Source organism: Streptomyces sp. NPDC001599 (assembly GCF_042893535.1).
Taxonomy (GTDB): domain Bacteria; phylum Actinomycetota; class Actinomycetes; order Streptomycetales; family Streptomycetaceae; genus Streptomyces.
In genome coordinates this window covers 92,073-107,772 of sequence record NZ_JBIAVA010000012.1, presented here as the reverse complement: position 1 = coordinate 107,772, position 15,700 = coordinate 92,073, and the positions used below count along the sequence as shown (strand labels likewise).

General features: G+C 71.0%; 12 protein-coding genes, 1 tRNA gene and 1 riboswitch. Of the genes, 11 read left to right on the top strand and 2 right to left on the bottom strand.

Annotation, left to right across the window (positions count from 1 at the left end; genetic code table 11):
- Positions 1-23: 23 nt before the first annotated feature.
- The 10 genes from ACFYZ3_RS27770 (at position 24) to ACFYZ3_RS27725 (ending at position 11,640) form a co-directional block, all read left to right on the top strand.
- Positions 24-1,001 carry a nucleoside triphosphate pyrophosphohydrolase gene (locus tag ACFYZ3_RS27770; protein ID WP_388523039.1) on the top strand — a complete coding sequence of 326 codons (978 nt, stop codon included), beginning with the start codon at positions 24-26 and terminating at the stop codon, positions 999-1,001.
- Positions 998-2,299: a cytochrome P450 gene (locus ACFYZ3_RS27765; protein ID WP_388523036.1), complete on the top strand. Its 1,302-nt coding sequence runs from the start codon at positions 998-1,000 to the stop codon at positions 2,297-2,299. The genes ACFYZ3_RS27770 and ACFYZ3_RS27765 overlap by 4 nt, the downstream gene beginning before the upstream one ends.
- 143 nt (positions 2,300-2,442) lie before the next feature.
- On the top strand, positions 2,443-3,471 hold the full coding sequence (locus ACFYZ3_RS27760) for a transglycosylase family protein (RefSeq protein ID WP_388523033.1): 1,029 nt from the start codon (positions 2,443-2,445) through the stop codon (positions 3,469-3,471).
- Between the two features lie 183 nt (positions 3,472-3,654).
- Positions 3,655-3,821, top strand: a riboswitch (cyclic di-AMP (ydaO/yuaA leader).
- A 3-nt stretch (positions 3,822-3,824) separates the two neighbouring features.
- Positions 3,825-4,553 (top strand): resuscitation-promoting factor protein RpfA, encoded by a 729-nt coding sequence (gene rpfA, locus ACFYZ3_RS27755; protein ID WP_388523030.1) that lies wholly within the window; start codon positions 3,825-3,827, stop codon positions 4,551-4,553.
- Positions 4,554-4,800: 247 nt separating this feature from the next.
- Entirely contained in the window at positions 4,801-6,081 is a 1,281-nt protein-coding gene (gene eno / locus ACFYZ3_RS27750; RefSeq protein ID WP_388523028.1) for a phosphopyruvate hydratase, read from the top strand.
- A 95-nt stretch (positions 6,082-6,176) separates the two neighbouring features.
- The gene (gene divIC, locus ACFYZ3_RS27745) at positions 6,177-6,659 is read left to right on the top strand and encodes a cell division protein DivIC (protein ID WP_356859335.1); all 483 of its coding nucleotides are present in this window, start codon (positions 6,177-6,179) and stop codon (positions 6,657-6,659) included.
- A 69-nt stretch (positions 6,660-6,728) separates the two neighbouring features.
- Positions 6,729-7,268, top strand: a complete 540-nt coding sequence (locus tag ACFYZ3_RS27740) for a DUF501 domain-containing protein (RefSeq protein ID WP_388523025.1) — start codon at positions 6,729-6,731, stop codon at positions 7,266-7,268.
- Positions 7,265-8,230: an exopolyphosphatase gene (locus ACFYZ3_RS27735; protein ID WP_388523022.1), complete on the top strand. Its 966-nt coding sequence runs from the start codon at positions 7,265-7,267 to the stop codon at positions 8,228-8,230. The genes ACFYZ3_RS27740 and ACFYZ3_RS27735 overlap by 4 nt, the downstream gene beginning before the upstream one ends.
- A gap of 442 nt (positions 8,231-8,672) precedes the next feature.
- The gene (locus tag ACFYZ3_RS27730) at positions 8,673-10,097 is read left to right on the top strand and encodes an NAD(P)/FAD-dependent oxidoreductase (RefSeq protein WP_388523019.1); all 1,425 of its coding nucleotides are present in this window, start codon (positions 8,673-8,675) and stop codon (positions 10,095-10,097) included.
- A 226-nt stretch (positions 10,098-10,323) separates the two neighbouring features.
- Positions 10,324-11,640 carry a class I SAM-dependent methyltransferase gene (locus ACFYZ3_RS27725; protein ID WP_388523016.1) on the top strand — a complete coding sequence of 439 codons (1,317 nt, stop codon included), beginning with the start codon at positions 10,324-10,326 and terminating at the stop codon, positions 11,638-11,640.
- A 73-nt stretch (positions 11,641-11,713) separates the two neighbouring features.
- On the opposite strand, the gene ACFYZ3_RS27720 is transcribed toward ACFYZ3_RS27725, so the two are convergent.
- Positions 11,714-14,245 carry an ABC transporter permease gene (locus ACFYZ3_RS27720; protein WP_388523013.1) on the bottom strand — a complete coding sequence of 844 codons (2,532 nt, stop codon included), beginning with the start codon at positions 14,243-14,245 and terminating at the stop codon, positions 11,714-11,716.
- Positions 14,246-14,336: 91 nt separating this feature from the next.
- The gene (locus ACFYZ3_RS27715) at positions 14,337-15,107 is read right to left on the bottom strand and encodes an ABC transporter ATP-binding protein (RefSeq protein ID WP_361008439.1); all 771 of its coding nucleotides are present in this window, start codon (positions 15,105-15,107) and stop codon (positions 14,337-14,339) included.
- A gap of 461 nt (positions 15,108-15,568) precedes the next feature.
- Here ACFYZ3_RS27715 and ACFYZ3_RS27710 point away from each other — a divergent pair.
- Positions 15,569-15,652, top strand: a tRNA-Leu gene (locus ACFYZ3_RS27710).
- Positions 15,653-15,700: the final 48 nt, after the last annotated feature.

Genomic DNA, 15,700 nt, shown 5'->3' with positions numbered 1-15,700 from the left:
GCGGTGTGCGTTAGGTTCGAGGAGTGAACGCAACCACCGCCGACGCGACCGCCCCCGACCAGGGCCGCATCGTCCTGCTCACCACCAGCCACCGCGTCGCCCCCGGCCTGCTGTCCTGGCCCGCCTGGCAGGCCCTGCGCACCGCCGACCGCGTCCTGTGCGCCGACGGAGCCCACCCCCAGCTGCCCTATCTGCGCGAGGCGGGGATACGGGTCGAGGAGGCCACCCCGACCGCCGAGGAACTGGTGGACGCCTGCGCCGGCGGCCGTACCGCGGTCGTTGTCGCGACCGGCGAGGGCGAGCCCGCGCTCACCGACTCGCTGGCCCGCCTCGCCGGCTCCGGACGCGTCCGGATGCCCGACCTCGAGTTGCTCCCCGCCTCCTACGACCTCCCGGGCGCCCGCCTCCTCGACCTCGTCCAGGTCATGGACCGCATCCGCCTCGAATGCCCGTGGTCCTCGCAGCGCACCCACAAGGGCCTCGCCAAGTACGCCATCGAGGAGGCGTACGAACTCGTCGAGGCCATCGAGGACGGCGACCGCGACGAGTTGCGGGAGGAGCTGGGCGACGTGCTCCTCCAGGTCGTCTTCCACGCCCGCATCGCCGAGGAGGACCCCGACGCCCCGTTCTCCGTGGACGACGTGGCCGGCACCATCGTCGACAAGCTCATCCACCGCCACCCGCACGTCTTCGGCGACGAGACGGCCGACACCCCCGAGGAGGTCCGCGCCCACTGGCTGCGCACCAAGGCCGCCGAGAAGCAGCGCACCTCGGTCACCGAGGGCGTCCCCCTCGGCCAGCCCGGCCTGGCCCTCGCCGCCAAGCTCGCCTCCCGCGTCCGCACCGCGGGCCTCGACGTCCCGCTGCCCTCCGGCGAGGGCATCGGCTACGACCTGCTCGCCCTCGCCGCCCGCGCCGAGTCCGAGGGCACCGACCCCGAGGCGGCCCTGAGAGCGGCGGCCCGCACCTACCGGGACGCGATCCGGACGGCAGAGGGATGACCGGCAGCTCTTCCGCCCCGGTCCCCGAGCTGTTCACCTGGGAGTTCGCGAGCGACCCCTACCCCGCCTACGCCTGGCTGCGCGAGCACGCCCCCGTGCACCGCACCCGGCTGCCCAGCGGAGTGGAGGCGTGGCTGGTCACCCGGTACGCCGACGCGAAGCAGGCCCTCGCCGACCCGCGGCTGTCCAAGAACCCGGCCCACCACGCCGAGCCCGCGCACGCCAAGGGCAAGACCGGCATTCCGGGGGAGCGGAAGGCCGAGCTGATGACCCATCTGCTCAACATCGACCCGCCCGACCACACCAGGCTGCGACGGCTGGTCAGCAAGGCGTTCACGCCCCGCCGCGTGGCCGAGTTCGCGCCCCGGGTGCAGGAGCTGGCCGACGGCCTCATCGACCGGTTCGCCGCCACCGGCTCCGCCGATCTGATCCACGAGTTCGCCTTCCCGCTGCCCATCTACGCCATCTGCGACCTGCTCGGCGTTCCCCGCGAGGACCAGGACGACTTCCGGGACTGGGCGGGCATGATGATCCGTCACGGCGGAGGCCCGCGGGGCGGGGTCGCGCGGTCGGTGAAGAAGATGCGCGGCTATCTCGCCGACCTCATCCACCGCAAGCGTGCCGCGCTGCCGCCCGAGCCCGCCCCGGGCGAGGACCTCATCTCCGCCCTGATCCGCGCCTCCGACCACGGCGAGCACCTCACCGAGAACGAGGCGGCGGCCATGGCCTTCATCCTGCTCTTCGCCGGATTCGAGACCACCGTCAACCTCGTCGGCAACGGCACCTACGCCCTGCTCACCCACCCCGGGCAGCGGGAGCGGCTGCAAACGTCCCTGGCCGCCGGGGAGCGCGGCCTGCTGGAGACCGGCGTCGAGGAACTCCTGCGCTACGACGGCCCGGTGGAGCTGGCCACCTGGCGCTTCGCCACCCGGCCGCTGACCATCGGCGGACAGGACGTCGCGGCCGGCGACCCCGTCCTCGTCGTCCTCGCCGCCGCCGACCGGGACCCGGAGCGGTTCACCGACCCGGACACCCTGGACCTCGCCCGCCGCGACAGCCAGCACCTCGGGTACGGCCACGGCATCCACTACTGCCTGGGCGCCCCGCTCGCCCGGCTGGAGGGGCAGACGGCGCTGGCGACGCTCCTCACCCGGCTGCCGGACCTCCGCCTCGCCGCGGACCCGGCCGAACTCCGGTGGCGCGGCGGCCTCATCATGCGAGGTCTGCGCACCTTGCCCGTCTCGTTCACACCGCCCGCGTCACCGGCGGACAACGGTCCGTCGCCGAAGCAAAAGTGACACGCGCTCAACTCTGTGATCTTCACGTGATCTGCGCGGCATGAACTTGTGACAAGCGATGATCTCCCTATACGTTCACGGATCAACGTGGTGTCGAGCGTCAACCGCCGCGTGGTCCCCGTCGTCTCGTGAAAGGTCGTCGCATGCTCTCCGGGAACGGTCGTCACCGCCGCCCCCGCCAGGCACCCGCACTGGTCGTCGCCGCCGGAGTGACCGGCTCCGCCATCGCGATCCCGCTGCTCGGCGCCACCGGCGCCCACGCGGCCGACTCCGCGAACTGGGACCAGGTCGCCGAGTGCGAGACCGGCGGCGCCTGGAGCCAGAACAGCGGCAACGGGTACTACGGCGGCCTTCAGCTGTCCCAGGAGGCCTGGGAGCAGTACGGCGGTCTGGACTACGCCCCCAGCGCCGACCAGGCCAGTCGCTCCCAGCAGATAAGAATCGCCGAGAAGATACACGCGGCCCAGGGCATCGCCGCCTGGCCGACCTGCGGTCTGCTGGCCGGCCTGGGCAGCGACTCCGGGATCACGGGCGGTGGCTCCGGCACGGCCGGTGACGGGGCGTCGGAGGGGTCGGACTCCTCGGGGGCGCAGGACACCACCAAGTCGTCCGAATCACCCGCGACCACCGAATCGCCCGAGTCGTCCCCGTCATCCGAGTCATCCGGTTCGACCGGTTCAACCGGCTCGACCGGTACGGCCGAAACTCCGGAGTCGGAGTCCGGGGCGTCCTCTTCGTCCCCTTCGCCCTCTTCTTCGGCTTCTTCCTCGCCGTCGTCTGACGCCTCGTCCGATGGTGCGGACCAATCCACCAAGCCGGACACTTCGTCCGAATCCGACCCCTCCGCCAGTGCCGAACCGCAGGGCACCGAGGGCTCGTCCGGCTCCGGCAAGCACCGCGGCGGCAGTGCGGACGAGGATGCGACGGGGGAGGGCCGTACGGACCCGACGGCGGGCCGGCACGCCTCGCGCGACGGTGACGAGCGAGAGGCCGGGGACGGCTGTTACGTCGTCCGCACCGGCGACAGTCTCTGGGCCATCGCCGACTCCCTTGAGGTCGACGGCGGATGGCACGCGCTCTACGCCGACAACGAGGCGGTCGTCGGTGCCGACCCCGACCACATCCTGCCCGGTCAGACGCTCACGGTCACGGGCGAATCGGGCGAAAAGTAGGGGGAGTTCACGTCACGGTTAGGGACTGTATGTCCCTTTTGGATCTCGTGAGAGATAGGTCTCAGAAGCCGTGATCGTCTTTGAAAATCCGCGGAGCGCGTGTCTACGGTCATGACCGCTCGCCACCGCGGGCCCCGACAGCCGCAACGCCGAATCCTGCCAGCGGCCGTACGGGAACAGTCGTCGCGTCAAGCGCCGCAGGCAGGAGCGGGGGACCCAAGGTAAGCGCCGCACCGGGCAGTTGAGCCGGAGTGGCTAGGGGTGAAGCCGAGTTCCGCGAGGAACCCGGCCGGGCAACTCAACCGGCCCGAACCCGACAGCTCACCTCGCAGGCGTCGGTGAGGGGATCAACCATGCTGTTTTCCGGCAAGGGCAAGCACCGTCGCCCGTCCAAGGCCACCCGAGTCATCGCCGTCGCCGGCGTCACCGGTGCCGCCGTCGCCGCCCCGCTGATGGCGGCCGGCAACGCCTCCGCCGCCACCGCGTCCGAGTGGGACGCCGTCGCCCAGTGCGAGTCCGGCGGCAACTGGTCCATCAACACCGGCAACGGTTACTACGGCGGTCTGCAGTTCTCCGCCTCCACCTGGGCCGCCTACGGCGGTACGCAGTACGCCTCCTCCGCCGACCAGGCGAGCAAGTCCCAGCAGATCGAGATCGCCGAGAAGGTGCTCGCGGGCCAGGGCAAGGGTGCCTGGCCGGTCTGCGGCACCGGCCTGTCGGGCGCCGCGTACACCGGTGGCGGCTCCCAGGACAGCGGTTCCTCCAGCTCCGAGAGCTCGCAGAGCCAGAGCAGCGGCTCCACCGCCGAGCGCTCCACCGAGCAGAAGGCCTCCCGCTCCTCCGAGCGCCCGGCCGCCGAGCCGAAGGCCGAGAAGCCCGCGAAGAAGACCGTCACCACCCCGACCGGCAAGAAGGTCGAGAAGGGCGACGGCGAGTACAAGGTCGTCAAGGGCGACACCCTCAGCTCGATCGCCGAGGAGCACGACGTCAAGGGCGGCTGGGCGAAGCTGTTCAAGCTGAACGACGACATCGTCGACGACGCCGACCTGATCTACCCGGGCCAGCAGCTGCACCTGAAGTAGGCGGCGGCCCGCCCCGCGACTCCCGCCCCGGTGCGTGTTCCCCCGTACGCACCGGGGCGGGATTTTCATGTTCCGCCTTTGTTCCGTTCGGAAACAATTTACTCTCGGTTCTGTCCAGCGGGTGGGCGATCGGCTGGCCGATCGCCCGGAGCCGGTTAGGCTCGGTCCCGCAGAGCCGTCGCGGTCCCGCGGACCGCGGCCCACCGAAGCGCCACATCGAAGCGTCACATTGAAGAAGGAGATGCTCGTGCCGTCCATCGACGTCGTCGTAGCCCGGGAAATCCTGGACTCCCGAGGCAACCCCACGGTCGAGGTCGAGGTCGGCCTCGACGACGGCAGCACGGGGCGTGCCGCCGTTCCCTCCGGCGCCTCCACCGGTGCCTTCGAGGCCATCGAACTGCGTGACGGCGACCCGGGCCGTTACCTCGGCAAGGGCGTCGAGAAGGCCGTGCTGGCCGTCATCGAGCAGATCGGCCCGGAGCTGGTCGGCTACGACGCCACCGAGCAGCGCCTGATCGACCAGGCCATGTTCGACCTGGACGCCACCGACAACAAGGGCTCGCTCGGCGCCAACGCCATCCTCGGCGTCTCCCTCGCCGTCGCCCACGCCGCCTCCGAGGCCAGCGACCTGCCGCTCTTCCGCTACCTGGGCGGCCCGAACGCGCACCTGCTGCCGGTGCCGATGATGAACATCCTGAACGGCGGCTCGCACGCCGACTCCAACGTGGACATCCAGGAGTTCATGATCGCCCCGATCGGCGCGGAGTCCTTCTCCGAGGCCCTGCGCTGGGGCGCCGAGGTCTACCACACCCTCAAGAAGGTCCTGAAGAACAAGGGCCTGGCCACCGGCCTCGGCGACGAGGGCGGCTTCGCCCCGAACCTCGGCTCCAACCGCGAGGCCCTCGACCTCATCCTCGAGGCGATCAAGGAGGCCGGCTACACCCCCGGCGAGCAGATCGCCCTCGCGCTCGACGTCGCCGCGTCCGAGTTCTACAAGGACGGCTCCTACGCCTTCGAGGGCAAGCAGCGCACCGCCGCCGAGATGACCGAGTACTACGCCGAGCTGGTCGAGGCGTACCCGCTGGTCTCCATCGAGGACCCGCTGTTCGAGGACGACTGGGACGGCTGGAACACCATCACCGCCAAGCTCGGCGACAAGGTCCAGCTGGTCGGCGACGACCTGTTCGTCACCAACCCGGAGCGCCTGGCCCGCGGCATCGAGGAGAACTCGGCCAACGCCCTGCTGGTCAAGGTCAACCAGATCGGCTCGCTGACCGAGACCCTGGACGCCGTCGAGCTGGCCCAGCGCAACGGCTTCAAGTGCATGATGTCCCACCGCTCCGGCGAGACCGAGGACGTCACCATCGCCGACCTGGCCGTCGCCACCAACTGCGGCCAGATCAAGACCGGCGCCCCGGCCCGCTCCGAGCGCGTCGCCAAGTACAACCAGCTGCTGCGCATCGAGGAGATCCTCGACGACGCCGCGGTGTACGCCGGCCGCAGCGCGTTCCCCCGCTTCAAGGGCTGACGACCCGGTAGAAGGCAGCGTCGTACGTACGTCCCCGTACCCGGTCCCGTACCGTGTGCGGGGACGTACGCGCGTGCACGGGAGGCGGAGACCAGATGGCCGTGAAGGACCGGGACCGTTTCTCCACCGCGACCAGGATCCGGATCATCGGGGAACAGACCGCGGCCCGGGTCTACCGCTCGCAGACCAAGCGCCAGGCCCGGCGCTCCCGGCTGACCGGCCGGGCCGCGCTGCTCGCCATGGTGCTCTGCTCGCTCGTCGTGGCGCTCGCCTACCCGATACGGCAGTACGTCGCCCAGCGCGCCGAGATCGCCGATCTCCAGCGGGAGCAGCGGGAGACCCGGCAGCGGGTCGAGGACCTGCGCGACCTCAAGGCACGCTGGCAGGACGACGCCTACGCTGAGCAGCAGGTCCGGCTGCGGCTGCACTACGTGATGCCGGGGGAGACGGGGTTCGTCGTCGTCGACCCGGAGGCGGCCGAGCAGACCCGCGCCCGGGCCGGCGCCGCCGACCGCCCCTGGTACCGGAACGTGTGGGACGCGGTCGACAAGGCCGACGCCGTCGCCCGCCGACAGTGAACCGACCGCACCGACAGTGAACCGGCCGCTCCGGCAGTGACTCAACAGGAAGACCAGCAGAAGACAGTCATGCAGACTCCCCCGCCGACCACCCCGCGCACCGAGCCGACCGACGCGGACGTGGCGGCCTTCAAGCAGCAGCTCGGCCGTCCGCCGCGCGGCCTGCGGGCCATCGCGCACCGCTGCCCGTGCGGGCAGCCCGACGTGGTGGAGACGGCGCCGCGGCTGCCCGACGGCACGCCCTTCCCCACGCTGTACTACCTGACGTGTCCGAAGGCGGCCTCCGCCATCGGCACGCTGGAGGCGAACGGCGTGATGAAGGAGATGACCGAGCGGCTGGCCACCGATCCGGAGCTGGCCGCCGCCTACCGCGGCGCGCACGAGGACTACATCCGGCGCCGCGACGAGATCGAGGAGCTGACCGGCTTCCCGAGCGCGGGCGGCATGCCGGACCGTGTGAAGTGCCTGCACGTGCTGGTCGCCCACTCGCTGGCCGCCGGTCCCGGGGTCAACCCGCTGGGCGACGAGGCGATCGCGATGCTGCCCGAGTGGTGGCGCAAGGGCCCGTGCGTGACGGTACCCGAGACGGCCGAGGAGGATGCCAAGTGACCCGGGTCGCCGCCATCGACTGCGGTACGAACTCCATCCGCCTGCTGGTCGCCGACGCGACTGTGTCCGACAGCGCCTCCGGCGCGGGGGCCACGAGCGAGCTGACCGACCTGGACCGCCGCATGACCATCGTGCGGCTCGGCCAGGGCGTCGACCGCACCGGGCGGCTCGCGCCCGAGGCGCTGGAGCGGACCTTCGCCGCCTGCCGCGAGTACGCCGAGGTCGTCAAGGCGCACGGCGCCGAGCGGCTGCGCTTCGTCGCCACCTCCGCCTCCCGCGACGCGGAGAACCGGGACGACTTCGTGCGCGGCGTGCTGGACATCCTGGGCGTCGAGCCGGAGGTCATCTCGGGCGACCAGGAGGCCGAGTTCTCCTTCACCGGGGCGACGAAGGAACTGACCGGCCGGGCGGACCTCGACAAGCCCTACCTGGTCGTCGACATCGGCGGCGGCTCCACCGAGTTCGTCGTCGGCGACGACCACGTGCGCGCCGCCCGCTCCGTGGACGTCGGCTGCGTGCGGATGACCGAGCGGCACCTGGTGCGCGACGGCGCGGTGACCGACCCGCCCGCGGCGGAGCAGGTCGCCGCGATGCGGGCCGACATCGAGGCCGCCCTGGACCTGGCCGAGCGGACGGTGCCGCTGGGCGAGGCGCGCACGCTCGTGGGTCTGGCCGGGTCGGTGACGACGGTGTCCGCGATCGCGCAGGAGTTGCCGGAGTACGACTCGGCCGCCATCCACCACTCCCGTGTCTCGCGCGACCGGGTCCGGGAGATCACCGACTGGCTGCTGGCCTCCACCCACGCCGAGCGCGCGGCGGTCCCCGCCATGCATCCGGGCCGGGTCGACGTGATCGCGGCGGGGTCCCTGGTGCTGCTGGCGATCATGGAGCGGACGGGCGCGGAGGAGGTCGTCGTGAGCGAGCACGACATCCTCGACGGCATCGCGTGGTCGATCGCGTAGGGCGCTCGCGTCGGCGGTGCGACAGCGGTGCCGGTAGCGGTCTGAGCAGGACGGACGACGATTGAGCGGGTGCCGGGGGGCCTTTCGGGGCCCCTCGGTGACGTCCCGTCGGGAAAGTTCGTGAAGTTCTTCACAAGGAATTGGGCCCTGTCGGACGACGAAAGCGCGCGCGTTGACCCTTTTGGGGTTTCAACTGCCCTTTGAACGTGTTCAGGTCGGTGTCGCGAGAGGGTTCCGCGGGGCCCTCGCGGAAGGGTGGTCCACCGCTTCCGAAGCGCGGAGGTGCAGCTCACGCGGCATTGACAACGGGGTGCCCTACACCCTGGTTCCTTCGCCCGCCATGATCTCCGTCACGTGAGCGGCGGATGGTAGCACAGCACCCACCGAAGCTTGTGAAGGGGCGCACGATCCACCCCCCTCAACCGGGTGGATACTCGATGGCATGAGCACCACGGAGCGTCCCAGGATCCTCGTAGTAGGCGGTGGGTACGTAGGCCTGTACGCAGCTCGACGCATCCAGAAGAAGATGCGTTACGGCGAGGCGACCGTCACCGTCGTCGACCCGCGGTCGTACATGACCTACCAGCCCTTCCTCCCCGAAGCCGCCGCCGGCAGCATCTCCCCGCGGCACGTCGTCGTCCCCCTGCGGCGCGTGCTTCCGAAGGCGGAGGTCCTCACCGGCCGGGTCACCACCATCGACCAGGACCGCAAGGTCGCCACGATCGCCCCCCTGGTGGGCGAGGCGTACGAGCTGCCCTTCGACTACCTGGTCATCGCGATGGGCGCGGTCTCCCGCACCTTCCCGATCCCCGGCCTCGCCGAGCAGGGCATCGGCATGAAGGGCATCGAGGAGTCCATCGGCCTGCGCAACCACGTCCTGGAGCAGCTGGACAAGGCCGACTCCACCACCGACGAGGAGATCCGCCGCAAGGCGCTCACCTTCGTCTTCGTCGGCGGCGGCTTCGCCGGCGCGGAGACCATCGGTGAGGTCGAGGACATGGCCCGGGACGCGGCCAAGTACTACAACAACGTCTCCCGCGAGGACATGCGCTTCATCCTCGTGGACGCCGCCGACAAGATCCTCCCCGAGGTCGGTCCCAAGCTCGGCCAGTACGGCAAGGAGCACCTCGAGGGCCGCGGCGTCGAGGTCTACCTGTCCACCTCCATGGACTCCTGCGTCGACGGCCACGTGGTGCTGAAGAACGGTCTCGAGGTCGACTCCAACACCATCGTGTGGACGGCCGGCGTCAAGCCCAACCCGGCGCTGGCCCGCTTCGGCCTGCCGCTCGGCCCCCGCGGTCACGTCGACACCCAGGCGACCCTCCAGGTCCAGGGCACCGACTACATCTGGGCCGCGGGCGACAACGCCCAGGTGCCCGACCTCGTCGGCCGCAAGGCGGGCAACGAGAACGCCTGGTGCCCGCCGAACGCCCAGCACGCGCTGCGCCAGGCCAAGGTCCTCGGCGACAACGTGATCTCCGGCATGCGGGGCTTCCCGCAGAAGGAGTACAGCCACGCCAACAAGGGCGCGGTGGCGGGCCTCGGCCTGCACAAGGGCGTCGCGATGATCGTCATGGGCAAGATGAAGATCAAGCTCAAGGGCCGTCTCGCCTGGTACATGCACCGCGGCTACCACGGCATGGCGATGCCGACCTTCAACCGCAAGATCCGCGTCTTCGCGGACTGGACGCTCGGCATGTTCCTCAAGCGCGAGGTCGTCTCCCTCGGCGCGATGGAGACCCCGCGCGAGGAGTTCTACGAGGCCGCCAAGCCCGCCCCGAAGCCCGCCGCGGCGAAGGCCGTGGACAAGGCCGACCAGAGCGAGAAGGCCGCGAAGCAGGAGAAGACCGAGGCCAAGGCCTCCTGACCTCCGGTCGCCCGCAGCAGTAGCAGTCCCCCGAAGGGGCCGTCCGCCATCCGTGGTGCGGGCGGCCCCTTCGCGCTGCGCGGGTGCCGCACCGCCGCGGCGACAAGTCCGTTGGTGTGTACAGCTATTTTGCCGAGTCGTAACGCGCGCCGGGGACTGTACGGCGGGCTCCCAGGTGTTTACGTGGTGTTGGACATTCCGGGATCGCTCGTCACGGAGGTACGCCATGGCTGACGCCGCGCTGCGGCTGCAGAACCTCTTCGAACAGTTGCTGGGAGCACCACTCCCGGTGCGCATCCGCGCCTGGGACGGTTCGCAGGCGGGTCCGCCGGGCGCGCCGACCCTCGTCGTCCGCAACCGCAGGGCCCTGCGCCGCCTGCTGTTCAAACCGGGTGAACTGGGCCTGGCCCGCGCCTGGGTGGCCGGCGACATCGACATCGACGGAGACCTCTACACCGCCCTCGGCCTGATGGCCGGCCTGATCTGGGAGCGCGGCGAGGACGCCCGCGGCCTGGTCGAGGCGCTCCGCGACCCCGAGGTCCGGGCCGCCGTACGCGGACTGGTGAAGCTCGCCGGGCCGCCGCTGCCACCGGCCCCGCCGCCCGAGGAGGTCCGCCGGGCCCGCGGCCACCTGCACACCAAGCGCAGCGACAAGCGGGCCATCAGCCACCACTACGACGTCGGCAACGACTTCTACGAACTCGTCCTCGGCCCCTCCATGGTGTACTCCTGCGCCTACTGGCCCGCCCCGCCGGCCGAGGGCGGCACCCTGGAGGACGCCCAGCGCGACAAGCTCGAACTCGTCAGCCGCAAGCTGGACCTGAGCCCCGGTCAGCGCCTCCTCGACGTCGGCTGCGGCTGGGGCTCCATGGCGATCCACGCGGCCCGCGAGCACGGCGTGAGCGTCGTCGGCGTGACCCTGTCCCAGGAGCAGGCCGCCTACGCCCGCAAGCGCGTCGCGGACGAGGGGCTCACCGACCGGGTGGAGATCCGCGTCCAGGACTACCGGGACGTCGCGGACGGGCCGTACGACGCCATCTCCTCCATCGGCATGGCCGAGCACGTCGGTGCCGAGCGCTACCTGGAGTACGCCACCGACCTGCACAAGCTGCTCAAGCCCGGCGGACGGCTGCTGAACCACCAGATCGCCCGCCGGCCGCAGCGGGACGAGTCCGCCTACAACGTCGACGAGTTCATCGACGCCTACGTCTTCCCCGACGGCGAACTGGCCCCCGTCGGCACCACCGTCACCCAGCTGGAGCGCGCCGGGTTCGAGGTCCGCGACGTGGAGTCGATCCGCGAGCACTACGCGCTCACGCTGCGCCGCTGGGTCGCCAACCTGGAGTCCGACTGGGCGACCGCCGTCCGGCTCGTCAGCCCCGGCCGCGCCCGGGTCTGGCAGCTGTACATGGCCGCCTCCGCGCTCGCCTTCGAACGCAACCGCATCGGCGTCAACCAGGTCCTCGCGGTGAAGACGCCCGACTCCGGCGCCTCCGGGCTGCCGCTGCGGGCCCGCGTGTGGGGCGCGCCGGGCCGCGCCTGATCCGCACCCGACCCGAAGGGCCGGGCCCCCCGTGCGGGGAGCCCGGCCCTCGGTGTTCCGCGTCGCGGCGAGGTCACTCGGCCTTGATCGCGTTCAGCATGTTCAGCCGGGCGGCGTTGCGGGCCGGCCACAGGGCGGCCAGGACGCCGACCAGACCGGCCAGCACCATGAAGATCCCGATCCGGTCCCAGGGCAGGACCAGCGCGTACCCGGGGATCTCCTCGGCGACGGTCTCGCCGATCGCCCAGCCGAGGAAGGTGCCGAGACCGATGCCGACCACCGCGCCGAACACCGAGATGACGACGGCCTCCAGCCGCACCATCCGCTTCACCCGGCGCCGGTCGAGACCGATCGCGCGCAGCATGCCGATCTCCTGCTGCCGTTCGAAGACCGACATCGCGAGGGTGTTGACGACGCCGAGGACCGCGATGATCAGGGCCATCGCCAGCAGGCCGTACATGACGTTCAGCAGGGTGTTGATGGCGCCGCCGAACTCGTCGCGGATGTCCTGCCGGTCCATCACGGTGATCGCCGGGTTGTCGCCGAGGGCGTCGACGAGGACCTTCTCGTTCGCCGCGGACTGGCCGCCGTCGACCTTCACGAAGATCTCCCGGATGGAGGGCTTCGCCTCGTGCCGGTCCACGACCTTCCGGTCGACGAGGACGGGGGAGAGGAACTCGCTGTCCTTGTAGACGGCGCCGACCGTCAGCGTGGCCTTCTCGTCGTCGTCGAAGGTGACGGGGACGGTGTCGCCGGGCTTCCAGCCCCTGTTCGCGGCCGTCTTCTCGGCGACCGCGATCCGGCCCTGGGCCAGCGAGCCCGCGTCGCCGCTGACGACGTCGACGGTCAGGACCTTCTCGATGTCACCGGGGGTGACCGCCGAGGCGGACACGTAGTCGCCGTCGACCCGGAAGTAGGCGTCCTGCTGCGGCGACACCGCGGACACGCCGTCGGCCTTCTCCAGGGCCGTCAGCGCGGACCGGTCGAGGTCGCCACCGTTGGCCATCGAGACCATGTAGTCGGCCCTGATGTTGTCCGTGGTCATCTTGTCGATGGCGGCGCCGACCGTGACGCCGAGCACCGACAGGCCGGTCACCAGCGTCAGTCCGATCGCCAGCGCCGAGGCGGTGGCACCGGTGCGGCGCGGGTTGCGGACCGCGTTCTGGCCGGCCAGCTTCCCGGCCACCCCGAAGGGCCCGACGAGCAGCGGACGGACGAGTGCGATCACGGGCCGGGACAGCAGCGGGATGAGGACGATCACGCCGATCAGCGCGAGGAACGCGCCCGCGCCGATGTACATCCGGCCGTCGTCGCCGCCGGTCGAGGCGCCCGCCACGATCCCCACCGCGCCGAGGGCGGTGATGGCCGCGCCGATGGAGTTGCGCACCACCAGCGACTTGGTGGTGGCCACCGCGTGGACGCTGTTCATGGCCGCCACCGGCGGGATCTTCGCGGCCCGGCGGCCGGGCAGCCAGGCGGCGAACACGGTGATCAGCACGCCCACCGCGAACGCCGCGACCACCGGCGTGGCGGACAGGACCAGCGGACCGTCCGGCATCTTCATGTCGGCCGCGGCCATGCCGGAGCGCAGCCCGACGGCCAGACCGACGCCGAGGGCGAAGCCGACGGCCGAGGCCACCAGGCCCACCAGCGCGGCCTCGGCGAGCACCGAGCGGGTGACCTGCCTGCGGGACGCGCCGACGGCGCGCATCAGGGCGATCTCCTTGGTGCGCTGGGCGACCAGCATCGTGAAGGTGTTGGAGATCAGGAAGACGCCGACGAAGAGCGCGATGCCCGCGAAGCCGAGCAGGACCTGCTTGAGGTTGCCCAGACCCTGTTCGATCTGGTCGGCCTGCTCGTCGGCGAGTGCCTGGCCGGTCCGGGCCTCGGCGGTGTCCGGCAGCAGCGGCTCGACCGCGGCCAGGATCCTGGCGTCGTCGGCGCCGGGGGCCGCGGTGACGGTGGCGTCCTCGAAGTAGCCCTGCGCGAGGTACTGCTTCTGGGCGACGGCGGTGTCGAAGAGGACGAGGCTGCCGCCCGCGTTGACGGCGCCGTCCTCGGTGGTGAACACACCGCTGAGGGTGTACTCCTGCACCGGGCCGTTGGTCGCGACGCGCACCCGGTCGCCGACCTTGTACTCGCCCTTGGCGGCGGACTCCTCGTCCAGGGCGATCTGGTCGTCCTGCACCGGTCCTGAGCCGTCGGTGAACGTGTAGGCGGCGTCCTTGCCGTCCTTGCCGGGCGCGAAGTTGGAGCCCTTGTTGGACCAGCCGACGCCGATGAGCTTCCCGTCGGGGTCGGCGACCCCGGCGAAGCCCTCCACGCGGCCGTACACCCCGGCGACGCCGTCCACGGCGGAGATCCGGTCGAGGACCTCGCCGGTGAGACCGTACTCCTCCTTGGGGTTGTCCGGGTCGGCGTACGAGGTGACGGCGACGGCGACGTCGTCGTAGCTCTTCGCCGACTGGTTGCGGAAGGCGTTGGAGAGGGTGTCGGCGAAGACCAGGGTGCCCGACACGAACGCCACGCCGAGCATCACGGCGAGCACGGTCATCAACAGCCTGGCCTTGTGCGCGAAGACGTTGCGCAAGGCGGTACGGAACATGGGGGTCTTCTCTGTCCAGACGTACGGGCGTACGGAGTACGGGGCGGGGGCGGACGGGGAGCGGGCGGGGTGGACCGGGCGGACGCGGACGTCAGCTGGTGCGGCCCTTGGCGTCGAACCGCTTCATGCGGTCGAGCACCGAGTCGGCCGTCGGCCCGTACAGCTCGTCGACGATGCGTCCGTCGGCGAGGAAGACCACCCGGTCCGCATAGGCGGCGGCCACCGGGTCGTGGGTCACCATCACCACGGTCTGGCCCAGCTCCCGCACCGAGTTGCGCAGGAAGCCCAGCACCTCGGCGCCGGACCGGGAGTCGAGGTTTCCGGTCGGCTCGTCCCCGAAGATGATCTCCGGACGGGAGGCCAGCGCCCGCGCCACGGCGACCCGCTGCTGCTGCCCGCCGGAGAGCTGGGCGGGCCGGTGCGCGAGCCGTCCGGACAGCCCGACCATCTGGATCACCGAGTCCAGCCACTGCTTGTCGGGCTTGCGGCCCGCGATGTCCATCGGAAGGGTGATGTTCTCCAGCGCGGTCAGCGTCGGCAGCAGGTTGAACGCCTGGAAGATGAAGCCGATCTTGTCCCGGCGCAGTTTGGTGAGCTGCTTGTCCTTGAGCGAGCCCAGCTCGGTCTCGCCGATGCGCACCGAGCCGGACGAGAAGGTGTCCAGGCCCGCGACGCAGTGCATCAGCGTGGACTTGCCGGAGCCGGAGGGGCCCATGATCGCGGTCAGCTCGGCCTGCCGGAAGTCGATGGAGACCCGGTCCAGGGCGACCACCTGGGTCTCGCCCTGGCCGTAGATCTTGGAAAGCTCCGTGGCGCGCGCGGCCACGAGGGTGGACCGGTCGGCGATGGGTGCGGTGGTCACGGGAAGGGCGCTCCTGTCGGTACGGCGTGTGCGGCGGGCACGGCGTGTGCCGGGCACGGTGCGTGCGGTCGGCACGCTGTGTGCGGTCGGCACGGTGTGTGCTCGGGGATGTCATCCATCGTCCCGGCCGTACGGCGCCGTGTAGTCAGCCGCTGTTCCGGTTCAGGGGGGCGACTTCGGTCGGACGGGACGGGCCGGCGTCATACCTGCGGATGACGGGCGCCCCCGACGGCGGGGCGGGCGGGAACGGGGCGGGCGCCCTCGTCGGGACGGTGAAATCCCGTCATTCCGCATACAGCGCGGGCGGTCGCACGCAAGGCTGTTGGCATGTGCTGTTGGCCTGCCCTGGTAACTGATGCCCCCTCAGGCGCCAATAAAATAAGACAACATCGGCCGTCCCGCCCGAGGCCGGGAGGAGCGTCCCGATAGGCTCAAGGCACGCGTAGCGGAGCCCATGGCCTGCCCGGATGGTGGAATGCAGACACGGCGAGCTTAAACCTCGCTGCCCCTTCGAGGGCGTGCCGGTTCAAGTCCGGCTCCGGGCACTCTCCTCGCACCTGCGCACATCCACGGTCGGCGAGCAGGCACGGCGA